General features: G+C 69.2%; 17 protein-coding genes. 7 read left to right on the top strand and 10 right to left on the bottom strand.

The features are described from left to right. Nucleotides 1-180: 180 nt before the first annotated feature. Together ACFVDP_RS34110 and ACFVDP_RS34105 are read right to left on the bottom strand one after the other, a co-directional pair. Nucleotides 181-363, bottom strand: coding sequence for a hypothetical protein (locus tag ACFVDP_RS34110; protein ID WP_383498232.1), 183 nt, complete (start codon nt 361-363; stop codon nt 181-183). Between the two features lie 156 nt (nt 364-519). Beyond that, nucleotides 520-1,230: a DUF899 domain-containing protein gene (locus ACFVDP_RS34105; RefSeq protein ID WP_383498230.1), complete on the bottom strand. Its 711-nt coding sequence runs from the start codon at nt 1,228-1,230 to the stop codon at nt 520-522. A gap of 271 nt (nt 1,231-1,501) precedes the next feature. On the opposite strand from ACFVDP_RS34105, the gene ACFVDP_RS34100 reads away from it, so the two are divergent. Beyond that, a complete protein-coding gene (locus ACFVDP_RS34100) occupies nt 1,502-2,344 on the top strand; it encodes a serine protease (protein WP_383498228.1) in 843 nt (280 codons plus the stop codon). A gap of 58 nt (nt 2,345-2,402) precedes the next feature. Here the strand turns inward: ACFVDP_RS34100 and ACFVDP_RS34095 are convergent, their stop codons facing one another. Next, a complete protein-coding gene (locus ACFVDP_RS34095; RefSeq protein WP_383498226.1) occupies nt 2,403-4,262 on the bottom strand; it encodes an FUSC family protein in 1,860 nt (619 codons plus the stop codon). Between the two features lie 125 nt (nt 4,263-4,387). Between ACFVDP_RS34095 and ACFVDP_RS34090 the strand changes: the two genes are divergently transcribed. After that, nucleotides 4,388-4,957: a 2'-5' RNA ligase family protein gene (locus ACFVDP_RS34090; RefSeq protein ID WP_383498224.1), complete on the top strand. Its 570-nt coding sequence runs from the start codon at nt 4,388-4,390 to the stop codon at nt 4,955-4,957. On the opposite strand, the gene ACFVDP_RS34085 is transcribed toward ACFVDP_RS34090, so the two are convergent. Then, nucleotides 4,936-5,745, bottom strand: a complete 810-nt coding sequence (locus ACFVDP_RS34085; RefSeq protein WP_383498222.1) for a nucleotidyltransferase domain-containing protein — start codon at nt 5,743-5,745, stop codon at nt 4,936-4,938. The two genes, ACFVDP_RS34090 and ACFVDP_RS34085, sit on opposite strands and share 22 nt — an antisense overlap. Before the next feature lie 172 nt (nt 5,746-5,917). Between ACFVDP_RS34085 and ACFVDP_RS34080 the strand changes: the two genes are divergently transcribed. The 4 genes from ACFVDP_RS34080 (at nt 5,918) to ACFVDP_RS34065 (ending at nt 12,252) form a co-directional block, all read left to right on the top strand. Further along, entirely contained in the window at nt 5,918-6,616 is a 699-nt protein-coding gene (locus tag ACFVDP_RS34080) for an AAA domain-containing protein (protein WP_383498220.1), read from the top strand. A 568-nt stretch (nt 6,617-7,184) separates the two neighbouring features. Then, the gene (locus ACFVDP_RS34075; RefSeq protein ID WP_383498218.1) at nt 7,185-9,113 is read left to right on the top strand and encodes a DNA/RNA helicase domain-containing protein; all 1,929 of its coding nucleotides are present in this window, start codon (nt 7,185-7,187) and stop codon (nt 9,111-9,113) included. Nucleotides 9,114-9,241: 128 nt separating this feature from the next. Further along, a complete protein-coding gene (locus ACFVDP_RS34070; RefSeq protein ID WP_383498216.1) occupies nt 9,242-11,125 on the top strand; it encodes a DNA/RNA helicase domain-containing protein in 1,884 nt (627 codons plus the stop codon). A gap of 257 nt (nt 11,126-11,382) precedes the next feature. Further along, nucleotides 11,383-12,252: a SigB/SigF/SigG family RNA polymerase sigma factor gene (locus tag ACFVDP_RS34065; protein WP_383498214.1), complete on the top strand. Its 870-nt coding sequence runs from the start codon at nt 11,383-11,385 to the stop codon at nt 12,250-12,252. Nucleotides 12,253-12,362: 110 nt separating this feature from the next. Here the strand turns inward: ACFVDP_RS34065 and ACFVDP_RS34060 are convergent, their stop codons facing one another. From ACFVDP_RS34060 to ACFVDP_RS34045, 4 genes are all read right to left on the bottom strand, one after another. Then, nucleotides 12,363-13,370: a cation diffusion facilitator family transporter gene (locus ACFVDP_RS34060; protein ID WP_383498212.1), complete on the bottom strand. Its 1,008-nt coding sequence runs from the start codon at nt 13,368-13,370 to the stop codon at nt 12,363-12,365. Between the two features lie 112 nt (nt 13,371-13,482). Then, on the bottom strand, nt 13,483-14,184 hold the full coding sequence (locus tag ACFVDP_RS34055; RefSeq protein ID WP_383498210.1) for a hypothetical protein: 702 nt from the start codon (nt 14,182-14,184) through the stop codon (nt 13,483-13,485). 172 nt (nt 14,185-14,356) lie between these two features. Beyond that, complete coding sequence (locus ACFVDP_RS34050; RefSeq protein ID WP_383498208.1) at nt 14,357-15,412, bottom strand: glycoside hydrolase family 6 protein; 1,056 nt, start codon at nt 15,410-15,412, stop codon at nt 14,357-14,359. A gap of 118 nt (nt 15,413-15,530) precedes the next feature. Then, nucleotides 15,531-16,994, bottom strand: coding sequence for an NCS1 family nucleobase:cation symporter-1 (locus tag ACFVDP_RS34045; RefSeq protein WP_383498206.1), 1,464 nt, complete (start codon nt 16,992-16,994; stop codon nt 15,531-15,533). A gap of 159 nt (nt 16,995-17,153) precedes the next feature. On the opposite strand from ACFVDP_RS34045, the gene ACFVDP_RS34040 reads away from it, so the two are divergent. After that, on the top strand, nt 17,154-17,840 hold the full coding sequence (locus ACFVDP_RS34040) for a GntR family transcriptional regulator (protein ID WP_383498204.1): 687 nt from the start codon (nt 17,154-17,156) through the stop codon (nt 17,838-17,840). Here the strand turns inward: ACFVDP_RS34040 and pip are convergent. Next, nucleotides 17,837-18,799: a prolyl aminopeptidase gene (pip, locus tag ACFVDP_RS34035; RefSeq protein ID WP_383498203.1), complete on the bottom strand. Its 963-nt coding sequence runs from the start codon at nt 18,797-18,799 to the stop codon at nt 17,837-17,839. The two genes, ACFVDP_RS34040 and pip, sit on opposite strands and share 4 nt — an antisense overlap. Nucleotides 18,800-18,824: 25 nt before the next feature. Then, nucleotides 18,825-20,027 (bottom strand): MFS transporter, encoded by a 1,203-nt coding sequence (locus tag ACFVDP_RS34030; protein WP_383498201.1) that lies wholly within the window; start codon nt 20,025-20,027, stop codon nt 18,825-18,827. Nucleotides 20,028-20,097: the final 70 nt, after the last annotated feature.

The raw sequence follows: 20,097 nt of genomic DNA, 5'->3' as shown, positions 1-20,097 counted from the left end.
CGGGAGCCCCGACGTCCTCGCCGGTGATCAGCCGCAAGCCGTCAAGCCGTCAAGCCGTCAAGCCGCAGAACCATGGACCCGCAGAGCCATAGAGGCGTAGGGCCATGGAGTCGTAGAGCCATAGTGTCGTAGAGCCGCCGCAGAGGCGTAGAGCCGTAGAGCCTTGGTCCCGCGGGCACTTCAGCCCACCGGCTGCGGCGCCGCCTCTCGTACGATCACGAGAAACGCATCCGTCGCCAGGTCCATGACGACCTCGGCCGCCCTGCCCTCGAGACGACACCGACTCGCGAACTCCTCCGCGGGCCAGGAGCCGCGAGGCCCTCCGGCCGGGAACCGCTGCAACACCACTCGTCCGTTGATCATGGCCCGTCCCTGTCCCCCGTGTCGTACCTGAAGCCCGGGCTCCGGTACGGTCCCGGCGCCCTGTGTGAAGGAGAACGCTGACAGGGCGGGTCCGGACTCGCAACGTGACGAGAATGACACCGAGTTGAGACGAGGTCAGGTCGTGCGGGAGGCCCGTCAGTCGGCGTACTCGTCGTGATAGCGCACGCGCGCACTGCCCGCGGGCGCCCCGGAAGACGTCGCCCGTCCCTCCGGTTTCTCCCATGCTTCCTGGCGGCCGAGGGCGGTGAGGTCCAGGAGGTTCGTGGTGAAGCCGATGTTGTCCAGGCCGCGGTCGAAGGCCGAGTACGTGTGGAAGATCCGCTCCCCCGACCGCAGGAAGCAGCTCAGCCCGGGCCGCTCCTGAAGCTCAGGGCCTGCGCCCGGCCCGTCCGGCTCCCCCTGGACGGTGGCGCCGAAGTCCTGGTTGAAGTCGCTGAGGTTCGACGAGTACCAGGGCAGGGTCCAGCCCAGCCGCGCCTTGAACGGCAGGATCTTGGTGAACGGGGCCAGGGAGACCGCCGCGAACGCCGTGCCGCGTGCGCGCAGGTGGGCCAGGTGCCCGATCTGGTCGAGGAATCCGGAGCAGCTGGCGCAGCCCGCGTCCCACTCCGGCGCGAACATGAAGTGGTAGACGACGAGTTGGGGCCGCCCCTCGAACAGGTCGATGAGTTCGGCCTTGCCGTCCGGGCCCTCGAACACGTACGCCTTGTCGATCTCCACCATGGGCAGCTCGCGCCGCCGCGTGTTCAGCGCGTCGCGTGCCCGTGTCGCCGCCTTCTCCAGGGCGAGCAGTTCCTCGCGCGCGGCCTGCCACTCCTGGCGGGTGACCACCTTCGGCAGCCCCATGGTTCCTCCTAGAGTCGGGTCTCTCGGAGGGGTGACCGGGGGCGGACGCGGAACTCATCGGTCCCGGGAAGAAAACCTCCGGGACGTTCCCGGACCAGCCTCGACTTGCGGTCAACTCCCCTGCGCCGAGGGGGCATCGAGCCACGGCAGCCGTGTCCGCTGAGAACGCACTGTTGTCCGCTGAGCCGTGCGCCATCACAATGCTCATGCCAACAAGGCAGGCTCACACTCCGTTCATGCACCACTCTCGACACGGGAGAGGACCCCCCACATGAAGAAGTCCCTTGCCGCCGCGGCCTTCGGCGTCGCCCTCATCGGCGCAACGGCCGCCCCCGCTCTGGCGGTTGACGGTTCGTCGTCGACCGCGGCCCCCAGAGTCAAGGCGGTGTCCTTCGCCGGCACGGTCGCGCTCAGCAACTGTTCCGGCTCCGTCATCCGCGTCCCCGGCTCCCAGCCGTCGGACCCGGCCCTGGTGATGTCCAACGGCCACTGCCTGGAGTCCGGTTTCCCGGGTCCGGGCGAGGTCGTGGTGAACCAGGCGTCGTCCCGTACGTTCAGCCTCCTGAACTCCGCCGGCAGCAAGGTCGCGACGCTGCGGGCGAGCAAGGTGGCGTACGGGACGATGACGGACACGGACGTCTCGCTGTACCAGCTCACGTCCACGTACGCGCAGATCGAGAGCTCGTACGGCATCAAGGCCCTGGAACTGTCGGCCGCCCACCCGACGCAGGGCACGGCGATCAGCGTGGTCTCCGGGTACTGGAAGAAGAAGTACGACTGCTCGGTCGACGGCTTCGTCTACCGCCTCAAGGAGGGCGAGTGGACCTGGAAGGACTCGGTCCGCTACACCTCCGCCTGCCAGACGATCGGCGGCACGTCCGGCTCCCCCGTCCTCGACCAGGCGACCGGCAAGGTCGTCGCGGTGAACAACACCGGTAACGAGGACGGCCAGCAGTGCACGGACAACAACCCGTGCGAGGTGGACGAGAGCGGCAAGGTGACGGTCCGCAAGGGCATCAACTACGCGCAGGAGACGTACGGGATCGTGCCGTGCGTCGTCACCGGCAACAAGATCGACCTGTCGGCGCCGGGGTGTGCGCTGCCCAAGCCGTGACGGCTGCCGGGCGCGCCCCTCTCATGGGGTGCGCCCGGTTCCCCGCGGATGAGGGCAGCTAGGCGGCCAGCTCCGCGAGGATCCCGTCGATCCGTTCGGCGCACTGCCGCGGGACGCGCCCGGTGTCGTCGACCTGGACGGCGCAGGCGGTGGTCGTGTCGACGAGCCGTTCCAGGACGACGGTCACCCGGCGCGCGCCGTCCGAGTGCCGCGCCACGACAGGCAGTTCGGCGGCGGCGAGATCGACGGCGGCCCGGGCCTGGGCCAGCGTCCGGTACGCCTCGCGGCGCAGCGCCCACCGCCTGGCCCGGTCCTGCGGGCGGCCGGTGTCCTCGCTCAGCACATGCCGTACGTACGCGTGGGCGGCCTCGCGCGCGACGGCGACCCGCACCCGTACGCCGCCCCCGCGATGGTCGCCGGGCCCCGGAAGGTGCCCGGCGACCAGCACGATGGCGCAGGCGAGCAGCGTCTCGGTGATCCGGCCCGCCGACGCCTGCGGTTCCCCGCCCACCATGACGAGGGACAGGACGAGCACGGTGACGACCGCGGTCTGCGCGGCGAAGTGCCGGGTGGCCACGGGGATCAGTGCCCCGCACAGCGCCACGAGGACGACGAGTCCCGCGGGGCGGGGCAGCAGCGCGGCGAGTCCGGCGAACGCGGCGGCGCCCGCGACGGTCCCGGCGGCCCGGCACAGGGCGCGCGAGGCGAGCGGTCCGAGGTCGGGCTTGACGAGGAAGACGGCGGTGGCGGGCAGCCAGTACCAGTGCAGGGGGTGCAGTGCCTGGGCGACGGCGGCGCTGGCCCCGAAGGAGAGCCCGACACGGATCCCGTACTCACGCCCGCCGGGTCCGGCCGCCTTGCGCAGTACGGTCGTCGGGCTGTTCCGGCGCCGCGGCTGGTCGGGCACCCGGCCCCCGTCGAACACCTCGGCGGCCCGCAGCAGCGCTTCGTCGAGCGCGCGCAGCCCCGCGTCGCAGCGGGTGGGCGCGGGCAGCGGCCCCACGGCGGCGCCGGTCCGTACGGCCGCGGCGAGCCGGCGCGGCCCCTCCGCGGCCCGTTCCGGCACGGTCTTTCCGGCCCAGGCCAGCGCGGTGGCGGCCTCGGCGAGCGGCAGCGCGGCGACGTACTGCGCCCGCAGCCGCCGGGCCGCGGCGCCGCCACCGCGCAGGGCGTCCTGCGCTTGGTCGAGCGCGGCGGTGAGGGCGGCCCGGCGGGCCCGGGAGTCGGTGCGCCCGGCGGCCTCGACGAGCCGGGCCACGGCGTCGTACACGGCGGCGACGGCGAAGCGCTCACCGTCGTACAGATATCCGAGCCCGCGGCCGCTCCCCTTGATGCGGGCGGCGCGGGCGGCGCGAGCGGTACGGCCGTCGCGGGCGGTACGGGCGGCGGGCGAGGGCAGCGCGACGCGCAGCACGATCAGCCAGGCGGCGCCGCCCACGAAGAGCAGTGCCCGCTGCCAGCCCGCCTCGGGCAGCGGCATCCCGGCGCCGATGGCGACGGTCACCAGGACCTGTGTACCGGCCGCGGACGCGACGGGCCCGACGGCGCTGACGGCGCCGCCGAGGAGCCCGAGCACGGCGAACGCGGTGACGATCACCACTCCGTGCCCGAACCCGCCGCCCTCTCCGGCGAACGGGCTGAGGGCCGTCCCCACGACCATGCCCGCGCCACCGGCGAGCGCGGGCCCGCCGAGCCGGGTGAGGGCGGCGAGCCGGGGGCCGGGACGGTCGTTGACTCCGGCGAGCATGGCACCGAGGGCGAGCAGGACACCGCTCGACGGGTTCCCGGCGAGGACGGCGGCGAGGAGCAGCGGCCCGGCGGCGAGGGCGCCGCGCAGGACGGCGGGCCACGGGACGGGGGCGCGCTGGGCGCGCAGGGCGTGCCCGAGCCAGGGTGGAAGCGGGCGGCGGCGAGGCAAGACGGGCTCCTGTCGTACACGGGGGTACCGGACGACGTCGGCCAGACCTGAACTGGTCCTTCTACGGTAACGGCAGTTCATGGAGGGGAAGGAACGCCCGCATTTCCGCAATGTGACACTTGACCGTGCCCACTCCCCTGCACGCTCCCTCACCCGGTGATGCCCCTCACATCCCTGCGGACGCCGACGACGCGGGCTGGCCGGACGCCCCCGGCGACACGGCGCTGACGATCCACGTCCCCGAGGCGGACCCCCTGGTGCGCACCCCGGCGCGGGCGCATGTGACGGTCCTCTATCCGTTCCTTCCCCTGAGCCGTGTGACCGGGGAGACGGACGAGGCGCTGCGGGGACTGTTCTCGGCGGTCCCGGCCTTCACCCTCACGTTCGGCGAGCTGTGCCGCTGGCCGGGCGTCCTCTATCTGGCGCCGTCCCCCGCCGACCCGCTGCGGGCCCTCACGGAGGCCCTGCGGCAGCGGTGGCCGGAGGCGGTCCCCTATCGCGGGATCTTCGGCGCCGAGGGCCTCGACCCGCATCTGACCCTGGCGAGCGGCGCCGGCACCGACGACATTCCGGACGCCGACTTCCGCCCGCACCTCCCGCTGCGCGCGCCGGTCACGGAGGTGCGCCTGATCGTGTCGGACGGCGCCGGGACCCCGTGGCGGGACGTGCGCGGCTACGCCCTGGGAACTGCCTGACGGGCGTCGGCGACAGCAGCGGCGAGGAACGCCTCGGCCCGGTCGACGAGTTCGGCGAGGCCGAGGCCGGGGTGGGTGACGACGTCGTCGATGTCCCGCAGTCCGGCCCGCTCCAGCAGCCGCTTCTCGTTGGTCACCCACTCCCCGCGCGCGGCGAGCACGGCGTGCGCGGCCGACAGGGCGGCGACGGCGACGGCCCCGACGACTTCGGTCCGCCCGCCCTTCGGCGCGTTCCCGGCCCGCGCGTAGTGCAGGGTCATCCGGGCCCGCCCCCACCACTCCTCGGGCGCGGCCCGGCGCAGCGCGGCCGGATACCCGTCGGGCCTCGGGGCGGTGCCCCGCAGGACGCGGTTGACGGCGAGTTCGGCGACGACGAGGTACGTCGGGATCCCGGCGAGGTGGAACATCAGCGGCTCCACCCGGAACCGCCCGGCCTCGGCATCGGCCAGCACGCGCTCGACGTCGTCGAGATCGCGGTAGTGCACGTCGACGCGCCGCCCCTCGACGCTGAACCATCCCCCGCCGTTGAACACCCCGCCGCCCCATCCCCCGATCTCGGTGGCCTCCCCCTCCCAGCCGACCGCACGAAGATCCCGCGGCGCGAACAGGCCCTCGCCGCCCCGGTAGTAGACAGCGGTGTCCCAGTCGCTGTCGGGGGTGTGGGTGCCCTGGGCCCGGGAGCCGCCGAGGGCGACGGCGTGCACACCGGGGAAGGCGGCCAGGGTGTCGGCGAGGCGGTCGAGGAAGGGGGTGTCGGCGGTGGCCTCGTCGTCTGTCGGTAGGGGCATGGGGCCAAGTTATCGAGGCCCTGCCCGTGCCTGCTGTCAATTACGACCCGGAACCCGTGGCCGAGATGGCTCGACAAGGGCACGATCGCGCCACTCATCTCAAGGCATCTGGACAATAACGGCCAGGCGAGCCGATCATGCAGTCCTTGCACGGGGGACAGGGAGAAAACGCATGCCGCTCTGGCTCGAGGAAATGACGCAAGCGGTATCGCAGCTCTGCAATGACAGGACAGCGGGCCGGAGCACCAATACTGAGGCAGACCGCCAGTTCAAGCACTACGGTGACGTCGTCCGCCTCGAGGAAGGCTGGTTCGCCCTCTCCACGTACGGCCGCGCTGTCGATCCCGACAACCTCGCCGACCTGTGCCTAGGTGGCGTGCTCGAAGATGCCCAGGCGCAGCTGTACTTGGCCTGTACGACGCTCGGGATCCGGCTCGTCTGGGGTCCACCTGGCACCGGCAATACCACCGTGCTCAAACGCGCTCTCATGGACCTTGTCGCCCGCAACAAGCGTGTGCTGCTTGTCTCCGGCACCAATGTCGCGGTGGACAACGTCCTCGACGGCGCGATGAAGGCTCAAGTCGACCTGCGCGCCAGCGAGTTTCTTCGCGTGGGCGCTCCTCATCAGGCCTCTGTCGCCGAGGATTCGAGAGTCCGCCTGTCGCTGCTCGTCCGTGAGCGCCGGTGCTGGAGCAGTGTCGACAGTTCGAACAGCACCACTGCTGCTCGGCGGATGTTGTTGGCAAGTCACTCTCATCGACTGGGAAATACGCCGCGCTTTCGTCGAACCGGTCGAAAGCAGCGGGATTGCCAAGTGGATGAGCGGAGGGGTCTCAGGTCTGTCCTTCGTTCTGTCCCACGCGATGCGTGAGGTGATGCTCGGCGCCGACCCTCCGGTCGCGCTCACCCGACGCGCCCAGGCATGCCTTCAAGGCAGGCGTGAAGAACGTGCCCCGGGCTGTGTGCATCCCGCCGGAACGCTGATCACCCGTACGGGCAACGATGTACGTTGGTGGACCTGGGCCGGCTACCGAGCAAATGCAACCCTCAGCGCAAGCTTTTCGACAGTGGCCGACGCAGTCCAACGACCCACGGACCAATTCATCCGTGTTCGCGAGGACTTGACGTCAGAACTTTGGAAGCAGGCGCGAGCATCAGTCGGCGACCGGCTGTCTCTGCCGGATGTGGATCCCCAAGCCGTCCACGGCCTCAAGTTCTCGGCAGCGCTTCCCCACCGACTGGCTGTCGCAACAGTGGCCGCCAGGCTGGCGGACTTCGAAGGCGCGACGGCCGTCCTCGCGGAACGAGTTCGGCTCGAGACCTCCACACGATGATCAGCTGCGCTACGGTTCGATCAGTCATCGCGGCCCGTCGGGCTTCCGTCTCAGGACATGCCCCCACCCGCACGAGTCATTTCGTGTGTCCGGGGGACCCTTCACGTGCTGCTGCTCCAAGCGCCGGCCCGAGCGCTCATCACCTTGCACCGTCGCGGCGTACTCAAGCCTCATCTCTTGGAACGGATCAAGGAATACGAGGAAGGCACCACTGAGAGCGAGCAAGAAGCATGGGTGACCAGCCTGCTCGAGCTCGCCTCCGACCTCGTGGAAACTGGACGATCCGAAGTCCGCGTACTCGTGGAGTTCCGACCGCCTGGGTACACCAAGGGCCCCATGGATGCCGTGCTCGTGGGAATCCATCCAGAAAGCGGGCACGATTCCTACTTGCCGGTGGAGCTGAAAAGATGGACCAACGCGAGTGAGGATCCGCGTAAGCCCGGCAATTATCACGTCGGCTATCCCACCTCCACCAAGCACCCAAGTCAACAGGTCAAGCCGTTCTGCGACTTCCTCACAAGTGAGGACGGGCCGCTGAAGGGCATTCAGGTGGAGATGGCCGGAGCGGTATATCTGCACAACGCAGATCAGGCAGATGTAAGCGAGCTCCTGGACCACAAGTCAACTCGTACGATCAGAACGGTCCACTTCACCGGAGACCGCAGAGAGGACCTTCGCCAACTGATTCGCACTCAGTTCGCCCCGACTCCGGGCGAATCTGCCGTGGCGCGACTCCTCGATTCCCTCACATCAAAAGAGGATTCGCTGCTGAAGGTGCTCCAGAACAACCCCTTGGCAGATGTGCTGTTCCACCCTCACGGGGAAGATCACGTATTCACCTTGCGAGGCAACCAACTAGCTGCGAAGAGCGATATCCTCGCGGCTGTTGAGCGCGCCAAGAGTCACGGGGACAAGGCCGTCTTCATCATTACGGGCGGAGCAGGAACCGGAAAGACCGCCATCGCCGTAGAGCTCATGCGCGCAGTACAGCCACCCAAGGCCCGACTCGCCAACGGCGCCGAGGCATTTATGGGGCTACTCAAGGAACACTTGGGGAAAACCGACCCTGTACTGTTCGAAGCCCTCGCCTATTTCAACGAGTTCGTACACGCCAGCCCCGATGGGCTAACGCTGATCGTCTGCGACGAAGCACATCGCCTTCGCAGCAAGTCGGACGACCTGTATCGAGCCGATCGTCGAGGAGATCGCCCTCAGGTGGACGAGCTCATCGACGCTGCACGAGTCTCAGTCTTCCTCCTCGACGAAAAACAATCTGTCCGAGGAAATGAGGTCGGAAGACTCAGTACGATCCGCAGAGCTGCCAAAGAACGAGGAATCAAGGCAGCAGAGTTCGACCTCAGACGCCAATGGCGATGCGGCGGGAGCGATTCCTACATCAAATGGGTACATGATCTCCTCGGACTCAGCAACAATGATCCTTGGAAATGGCTACCGGACGGCATGATTCACGTCCAAGTAGCAGACACTCCCAGCGCGCTCGAGCATGTGATCCTGCATGAGGGAAACAATGGCTCCACAGCGAGAATGGTGGCCGGGTACTGCTGGCCCTGGAGTAAGCCACGAAAGGACAAGACACTCGTACCCGATGTTGAAATTGGGGACTGGGCACGCCCCTGGAACGTGAACGGCACCCTGAAGAGCTACGCGAACGGGGCACCACCCAAGAACCTATGGTCAGTTCGCCGAGAAGGAATCCATCAAGTGGGCTGCGTGTACACAGCCCAGGGAATGGAGTGGGACTGGTGCGGTGTCATCCTGGGAAAGGACTACGTCTGGCGCGACGGGAAGTGGATCGCTCAGCCCAGTGCGTCACACGACTCGAAGGTCAAATCCCTCGACAGTGACCGCTTCCACGAGTGCATCCGCAACGTGTACCACGTGCTACTGACTCGAGCGAGGCGAGGCGTGGTGCTGTACTCAGACGATCCTGAGACTCAAACCTACTTGAAGGAGCATGTGCCATCCTTCGACATTCAGGGGCTGCGTCCACCGGTCGACCTGGACGGCCACTGATCGACGGCACGCGATATTCTTCCCGTCAATCGTCATAGCGGCCCGCCGGGCTTCCGCTCCACCATGTGGAGTCACGGAGGACATGCCCCCACCCGCACGAGTCACTTCGTGCTGCCTGGGAGCTTCCGTTGCTGTTCCGCGACTCCGCCGCCGCGGTCGCCGCCGAGTGCCTGTCCGGTGCCCTTTTCCTCCGTCTGACGGAGCAGTTCGTCCACGTACACGGTCACCGGCCCGGCGGCTCCGAGGTGCGCTCCTGGGAACGCAGCATCCCCGCCCTCGTCAATGCGCTCAACGATGCCGGGCTCGGACAGGTCGAGGTGCTCCTGGAGTACGGGCTGCCGCTGAACAGCAAACGGGCCGACGCGGTGCTGGCCGGAGTGCACCCGAAGACCGGTGAGCCGTCCTACGTGGTGGTCGAACTCAAGCAGTGGAGCAGCGCCGAGCCGGACGACGAGGACCCGTCGCTGTGCCGGGTCGACGCGTACGCACACGCCGTGCTGAATCCGGTCGACCAGGTGCGTGGCTACTGCGAGTACCTCATCTCCTTCAACGGAGCGCTGGCGGATCACCCGGACCGCGTCAGTGGCGCCGCCTTCCTCCACAACGCCACGGAGTTCGGCGTCAGCGGCCTGTTCGAGGCGGAGCAGGGTCCTTACGGCCGGCTCTTCATCGGAGCCCGCCGCGGTGAGTTCATCGACTATCTGCGTACGAAGTTGAAGGCCCAGTCGGGCGCTGCTGCCGCCGACGAACTACTGGACGGCAAGATCGGGCCTTCCAAGCAGTTGATGGCCGTCGCGGCTCAAGAGGTGCGTGAGCGTGAGCAGTTCGTGCTGCTGGACGAACAGCAGGTCGCCTACCGGACGGTGTTGAACGCCGTACGTCGCGCCAAGCAGTCCGACCACAAGGAAGTCGTGGTGGTCACGGGCGGCCCCGGTACCGGCAAGAGTGTTATCGCGCTCTCCCTGCTCGGCGAGTTGCACCGGCAGGGAATCACCGCCCTGCACGCGACCGGGTCCAGCTCCTTCACCACGACCATGCGCAAGGTCGCCGGGGCCCGGAAGCCTCAGGTCCGCGACCTCTTCAAGTACTTCAACAGCTTCATGACGGCAGAGCGCAACAGCCTCGATGTCCTCATCTGCGACGAGGCGCACCGCATGCGAGAGACGTCCGCAAATCGCTACACCCCTGCGGCACACCGCACCGGCAAGCCGCAGGTCGAGGAACTCATCGACGCGGCGCGCGTCCCGGTCTTCCTGCTCGACGAGCACCAGGTCGTACGGCCCGGTGAGATGGGCACGCTCACGGAGGTTCAGGAAGCCGCGGCGAAGAAAGGGCTCGCCTGCCGCGTCGTGGCGCTCGACAGCCAGTTCCGGTGCGGTGGCAGCGACGCGTACCTGCGCTGGGTAGTTCGTCTGCTCGGCCTTGAGGCCGGGGGCGTCCTGGATTGGGAGCCCGACGACAAGATGCAGCTCATGGTCGTCGACAGCCCTTACGAGATGGAGTCGTTCCTCGAAGGGCGGCGCTCGCACGGGTACAGCGCGCGTATGTCGGCGGGTTACTGCTGGACGTGGACGAAGAAGGTCCCGGCCGGGCAATCGCTGCCCGCGGATGTGGTCGTCGGCGAGTGGGCGCGCCCCTGGAACGTGCACGGCGACAGAGCCGTCGGAGGTGCTCCGCCGGCCGCTCTGTGGGCCACCGATCCGGCAGGGTTCGGGCAGGTCGGCTGCGTATACACGGCGCAGGGGTTCGAGTACGACTGGAGCGGCGTCATCATCGGCCCAGACCTGGTGTGGCGTGGGGACCGGTGGGTCACCGATCGGACGGCCTCCAAGGATCCCGTCTTCAAGAAGTCCACACCGGACGCCGATGTGGACAGGCTCATTCGGAATACATACAAGGTGCTGTTGAGCCGCGGCATGGTCGGAACGGTGATCTACTCGACAGACCCCGAGACCCGGTCGAAGCTGCGCGAGCTGACCGCTGCGGAGAAGAGCGCCGTCCCTGCAAGGTGAGCGGCACGGCGGCGACAAGAGGAAATCCGTCCGGCTGACGTACGCGACCGCCCGGCCCTGCACCTTGGACGTCCCCTTGTCCAGGTGAGTGGTCGGCGATGCAGTTGGGTCGGACTGCCTCGACGTCGGCCGCAGCATTGGCTGCCTCCAAGTACACAAGCCGCGCCGTATCGTATGTATGTGCGCAGGACTACGGGGTAACCGCAGGCGTGCGGGGATTTTTATACGGACACCGACGAGAGGCAGGACTGGCGGCTATGAGTACCGTGGCAGTTCACGAGCAGGCGCACATCACGGCCGGTCAGGTCGAGGCGAGTCTGATCGAGCGGGCCTACGCCGATCCCGCCTCCGTGCGGCCGAAGGACGCCCGCGAGTTGGGCAGGCACTTCTTCGACCGTCTCACCCAGCTCGAAGAGGGCACGCACGAGTACAGCTACGTGCGCAATGTGCTGATCGAGATGAACCTCTCCCTGGTGCGGTACGCGGCCTCGCGCTTCAAGCACCGCGGCCAGGAGGAGATGGAGGACATCGTCCAGGTCGGCACGATCGGGCTGATCAAGGCGATCGACCGGTTCGAGCTGACGCGCGAGGTCGAGTTCACCTCCTTCGCCGTTCCTTACATCGTCGGTGAGATCAAGCGGTTCTTCCGCGACACCTCGTGGGCCGTGCACGTGCCGCGCCGGCTTCAGGAGGCGCGGATCGAACTGTCCAAGGCCACCGAGGAGCTGCACACGCGGCTGGGCCGTTCGCCCTCGACCGCGGAGCTGGCCGAGCTGATGCAGCTCGACGTGGCGGAGGTCGCCGAGGCGCAGAAGGCGTCCAACGGCTACAACAGCGTCTCCCTCGACGCGGCCGTCAACGGCTCCGACGACGAGTCCGACACCATGCTCGCCGACTTCATCGGCGTCGACGAGGACCGTTTCGAACTCGTCGAGAACTTCCACTCCCTCGCGCCGCTCGTCGCCGAGCTGGGTGAGCGGGACCGTCGTCTGATCCACCTGCGCTTCGTCGAGGAGCGCACCCAGCAGGACATCGCCGACGAGCTGGGCTACTCGCAGATGCACGTCTCGCGCCTGATCACCAAGGTCGTGGGCAAGCTCCGCGCCGGGCTGATGGCCGCCGAGTAATACCCGCACTCCCCCTATTCCGGACAAGACTCTGCGCCGCCCGTTCGAACCCGAACGGGCGGCGCAGAGTCTTGTCCGTGGCCGGCCGGGTCCGGTCCGGCCGGGTCGGGTCATCCCGTGCTGGCGCTCTCCGCCGGGCTCTCCCACACGCCGGTCGGCGCCTCGACCACGTCCAGGAACATCTGGTCGGCCTCGGGCCAGCGCGCGTGCACCGCCCGCTTGATGCGCTCGCTCACCAGCTCCAGCTCCTCGCTCTCCAGGCCGGGAACCAGATCGACCCGGGCCGCGACGAGCGTGGAGTCCATCCCCAGACGCATGATGTGCAGGGCCGCCACGGCCTCGATCTCGGGCTGGGCGTCGAGCAGTTCGTGGATGTCCTGGTGCAGCTGCGGGTCGCCCTCGCCGATCAGCTGGTCCCTGGCACTGCGCCCGAGACGGTAGGCGACGAACACCAGCAGCGCGCCGATGACGAGGGACGCGGTCGCCTCCCACTCGATGTGGCCGGTGGTCCTGTGCAGCACCAGGCCGGCCGCCGCCAGCAGGACACCGACGACGGCCGTGGCGTCCTCGGCGAGCACGGTGCGCAGCGCCGGGTCCGAACCGATGCCGTCGCCGGGCTGTTTGCGCACCTGGTGCACGGCGCGGGCCAGCGAGGTGCCCTCCGCGAGGAAGGCGACGCCCAGCACCGCGAGCCCGACGACGAACCCGCTCTTCGACTCCTCGGCGCCGCCCTTGGTGAACGCCTCGAACGCCTGGAAGAAGGAGAAGCAGCCGCCCATCACGAAGATCCCGACAGCGGCGAGGAGCGACCAGAAGAACCGCTCCTTGCCGTAGCCGAAGGGGTGTTGGCGATCGGCGGGACGCCGGCTGCGGCGCAGTGCAGCGAGCAGGAAGACCTCGTTGAGGCTGTCGGCGACCGAGTGGGCCGCCTCGGACAGCAGCGCCGGAGACCCGGCGAAGAGTCCGCCGACCGCCTTGGCGACGGCGATCAGCAGATTCGCGCCGAGTGCCACCAGCACGGTGAACCTGGTCTTGTGATCCTCCGAGGAGGCCTCCGGGGCAGAGGAGGTCTCCGGGGCAGGTGATTCGGGTGATGTGTCGGTCGGTTCGTCGGTCACGTCGACATCTCGCAGTCGTCGGGGAAAGGGGGAAGCGCTTGGCAGCGAACTTCCGGATAACCGGGGCCGATGCCCCTAAACCCGGCGACCCGACAGGCCGACACACCAGTGACTACTGGGCCGCGAGCTCCTTCAGGTCGACCGTGTCGCCGGCAGCGGGCTGCTCCGGCTTCACGGGCTTGTCATAGTCGGAGAACGTGGTCGTCTCCGGCTCGCTGCCGCCGGTGGTGGTCACCTTGAGGATGTAGGGCTTGCCCTCGGTGGCGACGTAGAGGGTGGACTTCTCGTCCCCCTTGCTCTTGTGCAGGGCCAACGCCTTCGTCCCGCCGACGGTGCTCGTGTCGCCCTTCTTCAGGCCCTTGCGCTCGGACTTGTCCTCGTCCATCGCGGCGAGCAGGCCCTGCTTGTCGCACAGGCCGGTGATCTGGTTGTCCTGGGCGGGGACCTTGACCCACTTGTCGGCGACCTTCGGCACGATCTTGTCGGCACCGGGCTGCTGCTTGAGGCTGGTGCGCCAGTACTGCTCGTCGCCCTTCAGGTAGAACGTGGCCTTCACGTGTCTGACCTCGGCCTTCGCGCCCGACATGGTCACCGTGCCCTGACAGTTCTTGTCCTGGTCGACCGCGAGGTCGATGACCATCGGCTCGCCGCCGCTCTGGCTCACCTTGCCCTTCATGTGCAGGGAATCGGCCTTGCGCGTGGCGGCCACCGCCTTGTCGGCGATCTGGTCCGCGCTGTCCCCCTTGAACGCGCCGTCGCCGTCGTCCCCGCCACCGCACGCGGCCAGGCCGGTGAAAGATATGCCTGCGATCATGCATGCTGCGACTGTCCGCGCGTTGCGCATCGGACCGCCTTTCCGCGGGTGCGTTTCCGCGCCCGCTCACCGAGTGTTCAGGATGGAGAAACGCCCGGTTACCCCACGCGATCACCTAGACACCCGGAAGTCGGCATTCCGCAAAATTCCGCCAAAAACAGTGCTGTTTCCGTCAGCCGCGCGCGTTGCGCGCCAGTTCGAGTCCCTTGGCCGCCCACCAGGCGCCCGCCACCGGGCCGCCCCGGCAGGTCCCGTCCGACTCCCCCGGCCGCTTCACCCAGAGGTACGCGTCCACCAGCGGGTCCCCAGTGCGCGTGGTCGGCGGGACGCCCAGGGCGCGTCCGGGCGGGTTGCACCACGCGTCCGCGCCCCGGTAGGGGCCGTTGCCGTTCCGGCTGGTGTCGATGACGAGATGCTTGCCGCCTCCGAGAGCCGTCACGAGGCGTCGCCCGTACGCCGAACTCTCTTTGTTCGTACGGTAATTGGAGACATTCAGGGCTACCCCGTCCGCCTTGCCCACGCCCGCCGACCGCAGCGCCGCCGCCAGTTGCCACACGTCCGGGATCCAGCTGGCGTTCCCGGCGTCCAGGTAGACCCGGGTACGCGGGAGCGCCGACAGGCGGTTCACCGCGTAGGCCAGCAGCCCGTACCGCTCCTTCGTGTCGGCGCCCGCGCAGCCCGCCACCGTCGAGGCCACCGCGTCCGGCTCCACGATCACGTACGCGGCGCGTGAACCGAGGCCGGAAGCAAAGGAGTTGATGTACGCGCGGTAGGCCGCCGCGCCACCGGCGCCGCCCGCCGAGTGCAGGCCGCAGTCGCGGTGCGGGATGTTGTACGCCACCAGAACCGGGGTGCGGTGGGCGCGGGTCGCGGCCAGGGTGACGGCGCGGACCGCGGGGCCGGGGTTCGCGCCGTTGAGCCAGGCCGCCTGGGCGCGGGTGGCGATGCGGTCGATGAGGCGGGCCTCGGCCGGGCGGCGCTGTTCGCGGTAGGCCGCCGCCTGGCGGGCCGCCGCGGTGTCGGGGTTCACCCAGAACGTGGCGGCCGGGCCCGCCGAAAGGGCTGCGCCCGCCGAGCGGTCCGGGCCGGGCGAGGGGTCCGGGCCGGGCGAGGGGTCCGGGCCGGTCGAGGGGTCCGGGCCCGCCGAAGGAGCCGCGGCCGTCGCCGGGGTCAGGGTGAGGAACGCGGCCAGCAGAGCGCCCAGAACGGGGCGCGGAGACAGGAACATGGCCGGATGATCGTCGGGGACCCGACCCAACAGGCCCCGCGACGGGCCGGGTTGCCCCCGAATGCACTCGTTCGGCCGCGCCCCGCACCCCGGCTCAGGACGCGCCCCGCGCCCCGGCTCAGGCCGTGACCGCAGCCCGCTCCGCCCGGCAGATCACCCCGTACAGGCCCGCCGACACCGCGGTCCCGATGAACCAGGAGTACGCCGCGACCTGGTCGAAGTACGGCACCAGGGCCAGGACGACGGCGAGCGCCGCCGACGGGACGAAGGCCGCGAGGGCCTTCGGGTTCACCCCGTGGCGGTAGTAGTAGCGCGAGCCCGGGGTCGCGTCGAAGAGGGCGGCGGTGTCGATCCGGCCGCGCTTCACCCAGAAGTAGTCGAGCATGATGATGCCGAACAGCGGTCCGAGGAAGGCGCCCAGGCCGCCGAGGAAGTAGTTCACGACGTTCGGGTTCGAGTACAGGTTCCACGGCGTCACCACGAGCGCCGCCACCGTCGAGATCGCTCCGCCGATCTTGAACGTGATCTTCTGCGGCCAGACGTTCGCCAAGTCGTAGGCGGGAGAGACGAAGTTGGCGACGATGTTCACGCCCATCGTGGCGATCGCGAAGGTCAGCGCGCCGAAGATCAGCACCCAGGTGTTGCCGATCCTCGCCACCAGCAGAGCCGGGTCGGTGATCGCCTCGCCGAAGACCTCGACGCTGCCCGCCGTCACGACGACCGAAAGGACCACGAACGCGGTGGAGTTGACGGGCAGGCCCCAGAAGTTGCCGCGCCGGACCGTCTTGTAGTCGGGCGCGAAGCGCGAGAAGTCGCAGAAGTTGAGCATCAGCGTGCCGTACGTCGCCAGGATCAGGCCTATCGCGCCGAACCACTGCCGGAACTGCTCGCCCGTCGAGACCGGGTGCGGGGTGGTGGTGAGCGAGATCGTCCAGCCGGCCTTCGCCCAGATCCAGACCGCCAGGGCGAGCATCACGACCCAGATCGCGGGGCCGCAGAAGTCCTGGAACTTGCGGACCGACTCCATGCCCTGCGTGATGATCAGGAACTGCACCAGCCACAGCGTCAGGAAGGACGCCCAGCCCAGCGCGTGCAGACCGAGGAACGAGTGGCGCGTCCACGACTCCGTGCCGGGGAACGCCGCGAGCACCATCACGTTCACCGCCACCGACGCCAGATACGTCTGGATGCCGTACCACATGATGGCGATCACGGCCCGGACCAGCGCCGGGATGTTCGCGCCCCAGACGCCGAAGCCGATCCGGCTGACGACCGGGAACGGGACGCCGTGGCGCTGGCCGATGCGGCCCATGGCGTTGCAGCCGGCGTAGATGATGACGAAGCCGATGAGCAGGGCGGTGAAGATCTGCCAGGCGTTGAGGCCGAGCACCAACAGGCCCGCCGCGAACGTGTAGTTGCCGAGGTTGTGGACGTCCGACATCCACAGGGCGAAGAGGTCGTAGACCTTCCAGGTGCGTTCCTTCTCGCCCGCGGGCGCCAGGTCCTCGTTGACCAGACGGGGGTCGGGGACGAAGTCACCGCCGCCCCACGACGACGTCTTCACCGGTTCGGCCACGGACATGAGAGCCTCCTGGATCCCTGGGCACCACTTTGGTATACCAAAGCGCCGCCATGGTCCCGCTCCTGGCAACTCCCGGCAATATCCGTGCAGTTACGTCTCGGTAAACCACTCGGGCCCGGATCGGCAAGGATGGGGGCATGAGGACGAGGGCATGAGGGCATGACGACGGCCGAACCGCTGGGCGCGGTGCGCGAGCGCGTGCTGGGCGCGTTGCGCGCGGACATCGTCGCCGGGCGGCTGCGGCCCGGCGACCGGCTGGTCGAGCGGGACCTCGCCGAGCGGTTCGGGGTGTCGCGGGTGCCGGTGCGCGAGGCGGTGCGGGCGCTGGTCGCCGAGGGCTTCGTCACCTTCGACACGCCCCGGCGCGCGGTCGTGCGCACGCTCACCCGCGCCGACGTGACCGAACTCTTCGAGCTGCGCGAGGCGTTGGAGGTCTACGCGGCCGGGCTCGCCGCCGAGCGGGCGACCGCGGCCACCCTGAAGCCGCTCGCGCGGCTGCTCGACCGCGCCGCCGACGCGACGCGCGCGGACGACGCCGAGACCCTGACGGACGTCAACTCCCGCTTCCACGACGACCTGCTGGCCCTGGCCGGCAACGGCCTCCTCGTCACCGTCATGCACCCGGTCGCCGGACGCCTGCGCTGGCTGACCCGACGCAACGAGGAATGGCCCCAGCAGCTCACCGAACACCGCGAGCTGTACGCGGCCGTGGCCGCGGGGGACGCGGAGCGGGCGCGGGCGGTGGCCCTGGCCCACGTACGAACCAACTACCGCTCCACCGTGCGCCATCTGTTCGGCGACGCGGGCGACGCGGGCGACGCGGAGCCGCCGGCGGACAGGCCCTAGGGTCTGCCGAACCTGTCGGTGGCCGCGACCAGTTGCTGCGCGATTCCCTCCGCCCCCGCGTCGTGGCCCGCCGCGTCCACCATCACCAGCTCCGCGTCCGGCCAGTCCCGCGCGATCCGCCACGGGATGCCGATGAGGTTGTTCAGGTCGAGGGTGCCCTGCACCAGCACACCGGGAATTCCCTTGAGCCGCGGCAGATCGCGGAGCACCGTCGAGGGACCGTCCAGGAAGTGGTCCCGCGACCAGTAGTGGGTGACGGTGCGTGCGAAGCCGTAGCGGAAGACGGGGTCCTGGTAGCGGGGCACGGACCGCGGCGGCAGCGAGGCCATCGCCGTCTCCCAGTCGGTCCAGGCGAGCGCGGCCCGCTCCCGCACCCCGGCATCGGGCGACTCCAGGAGCCGGTTGTACGCGGCGGCGAGATCACCGTCCCGGTCCGCCTCGGGGACGCCCGCCACGAACGCCGCGTGCGCCTCGGGAAAGACCCTCCCGAGTCCGCGCATCATCGTGCGGACCTCCTCGCGGCTGCCCGTGGCCAGGCCCGTGAGGACCAGTCCGGTCACGGCGCCGGGGTGCGTCTGCGCGTACCGCAGTCCGAGGACCGAGCCGAAGGAGAGGCCCGCGACCAGCCACCGTTCGATGCCGAGGTGCGCGCGCAGCAGTTCCAGGTCGGCGATGAGGTGAGGGATCGTGTTGACGCTCATGTCCGTCGTGTACGCGGACGCCGGCGGCGTGGAGCGGCCGGCGCCGCGCTGATCGAGCAGGACGACGCGATAGCGCTCGGGGTCGAACCAGCGCCGGTAGAACGGGCCCGCTCCCGAACCCGGTCCGCCGTGCAGCACGAGCGCGGGCCTGCCGTGCGGGTTGCCGCAGGTCTCCCAGTACACGCGGTTGCCGTCGCCGACGTCGAGATGGCCGTGGTCGTACGGTTCGGTGTCCGGGTACAGAGAGCGCTCAGCCATCCGGCGAGCCTACGACGCCGTGCGCTCAGTCCGCCTTGATGGTCCGCATCCGCCCGTACGCGTACACGCATCCGGCGAGCGCCAGGTCGGACAGGAGCATGAAGCCGATGGAGTACGAACCCTTGGCGCTGTAGATGGCGCCCATGACGAGCGGTGGGACGAAGCCGCCGAGGCCGCCCATCGCGCCGACGATGCCGGTGACCGAGCCGACCTGGGGCTGTGGGGTGACCTGGGAGACGAGGGCGAAGACCGAGCCGCTCGCGGTGCCGAGGCCCGCGGCCATCAGCAGGAAGCAGATCGTGCCCATCGGGCTCAGCTGCGGGTCGAACGCCTGGAGGATCGCGAACACGGCGACGACGGCGAGGGCGCACGAGGTGACGACCGCCGGGTGGATGCGGTCGGAGAGCCAGCCGCCGATCGGCCGGAAGATGACGGTGACCAGGGCGAAGCCGGCGGCCTTGGTGCCCGCTTCCGTGGGGCTGAGTTCGTACCAGGTCTTCAGGTACGTGGGCAGGTACACGCCGAAGGCGACGATGCCGCCGAAGCCGATCGCGTAGAGGGCGGAGAGTTCCCAGGTGACGCGCAGCTTGCCGGCGGAGCCGAGCCGCTTGCCCAAGGACGTCGTGGGGATCTTGCGGTCCGGGTGGTCGGTGATCAGGGCGGCCGCCAGGACCGCGTACGCGGCCAGCGCGATGGCGACGACGATGAACGGCAGGTTCTCGCCGTGCTTGGCCATGCGCGGGGTGAAGTAGCCGGACAGGGCGACGCCGCCCATGCCCATGCCGAAGATGCCGAGCGCGAGACCGCGGTGGGCGGGCGGGAACCAGGAGTTCACCAGCGGGATGCCGATGGCGAAGGTGGTGCCGCCGAGGCCCAGCAGGAAGCCCACGAGGATCATCGCGAGGAAGTTGTGCCGCGCCGGGATCACCAGCAGCACGGGAATGATGGTGAGCGCCGAGATCAGCGGGAACAGCAGCTTGGCGCCGTAGCGGTCGGTGAGCGCGCCGACCGGGATGCGGCCCAGCGAGCCCACGAGCACGGGCACGGCGACGAGGAAGGACTGGGCGAACGAGCTGAGGCCCAGGTCCGAGCCGAAGACGCCGGCGAGCGGCGCGATCAGGTTCCAGGCCCAGAAGGTGAGCGCGAAGCCGACCGTGGCCACGGCGAGGTTGCGATAGGCAGCGGCCGGTGGCTTGAGGTGCTGCGGAGTCTCCGTCTGCGTCGTCACCCTTTCACGCTAGGAAGGGTCACCTGTCCGCACCTGATCTGTTGCTCCGTTCGGTGACGGGCGGTCTGAC

The sequence above is a fragment of the Streptomyces sp. NPDC057694 genome (assembly GCF_042799415.1).
GTDB lineage: Bacteria > Actinomycetota > Actinomycetes > Streptomycetales > Streptomycetaceae > Streptomyces.
Note: the sequence above shows the minus strand (reverse complement) of the source record. Positions and strands in the feature narration are given on the sequence as shown.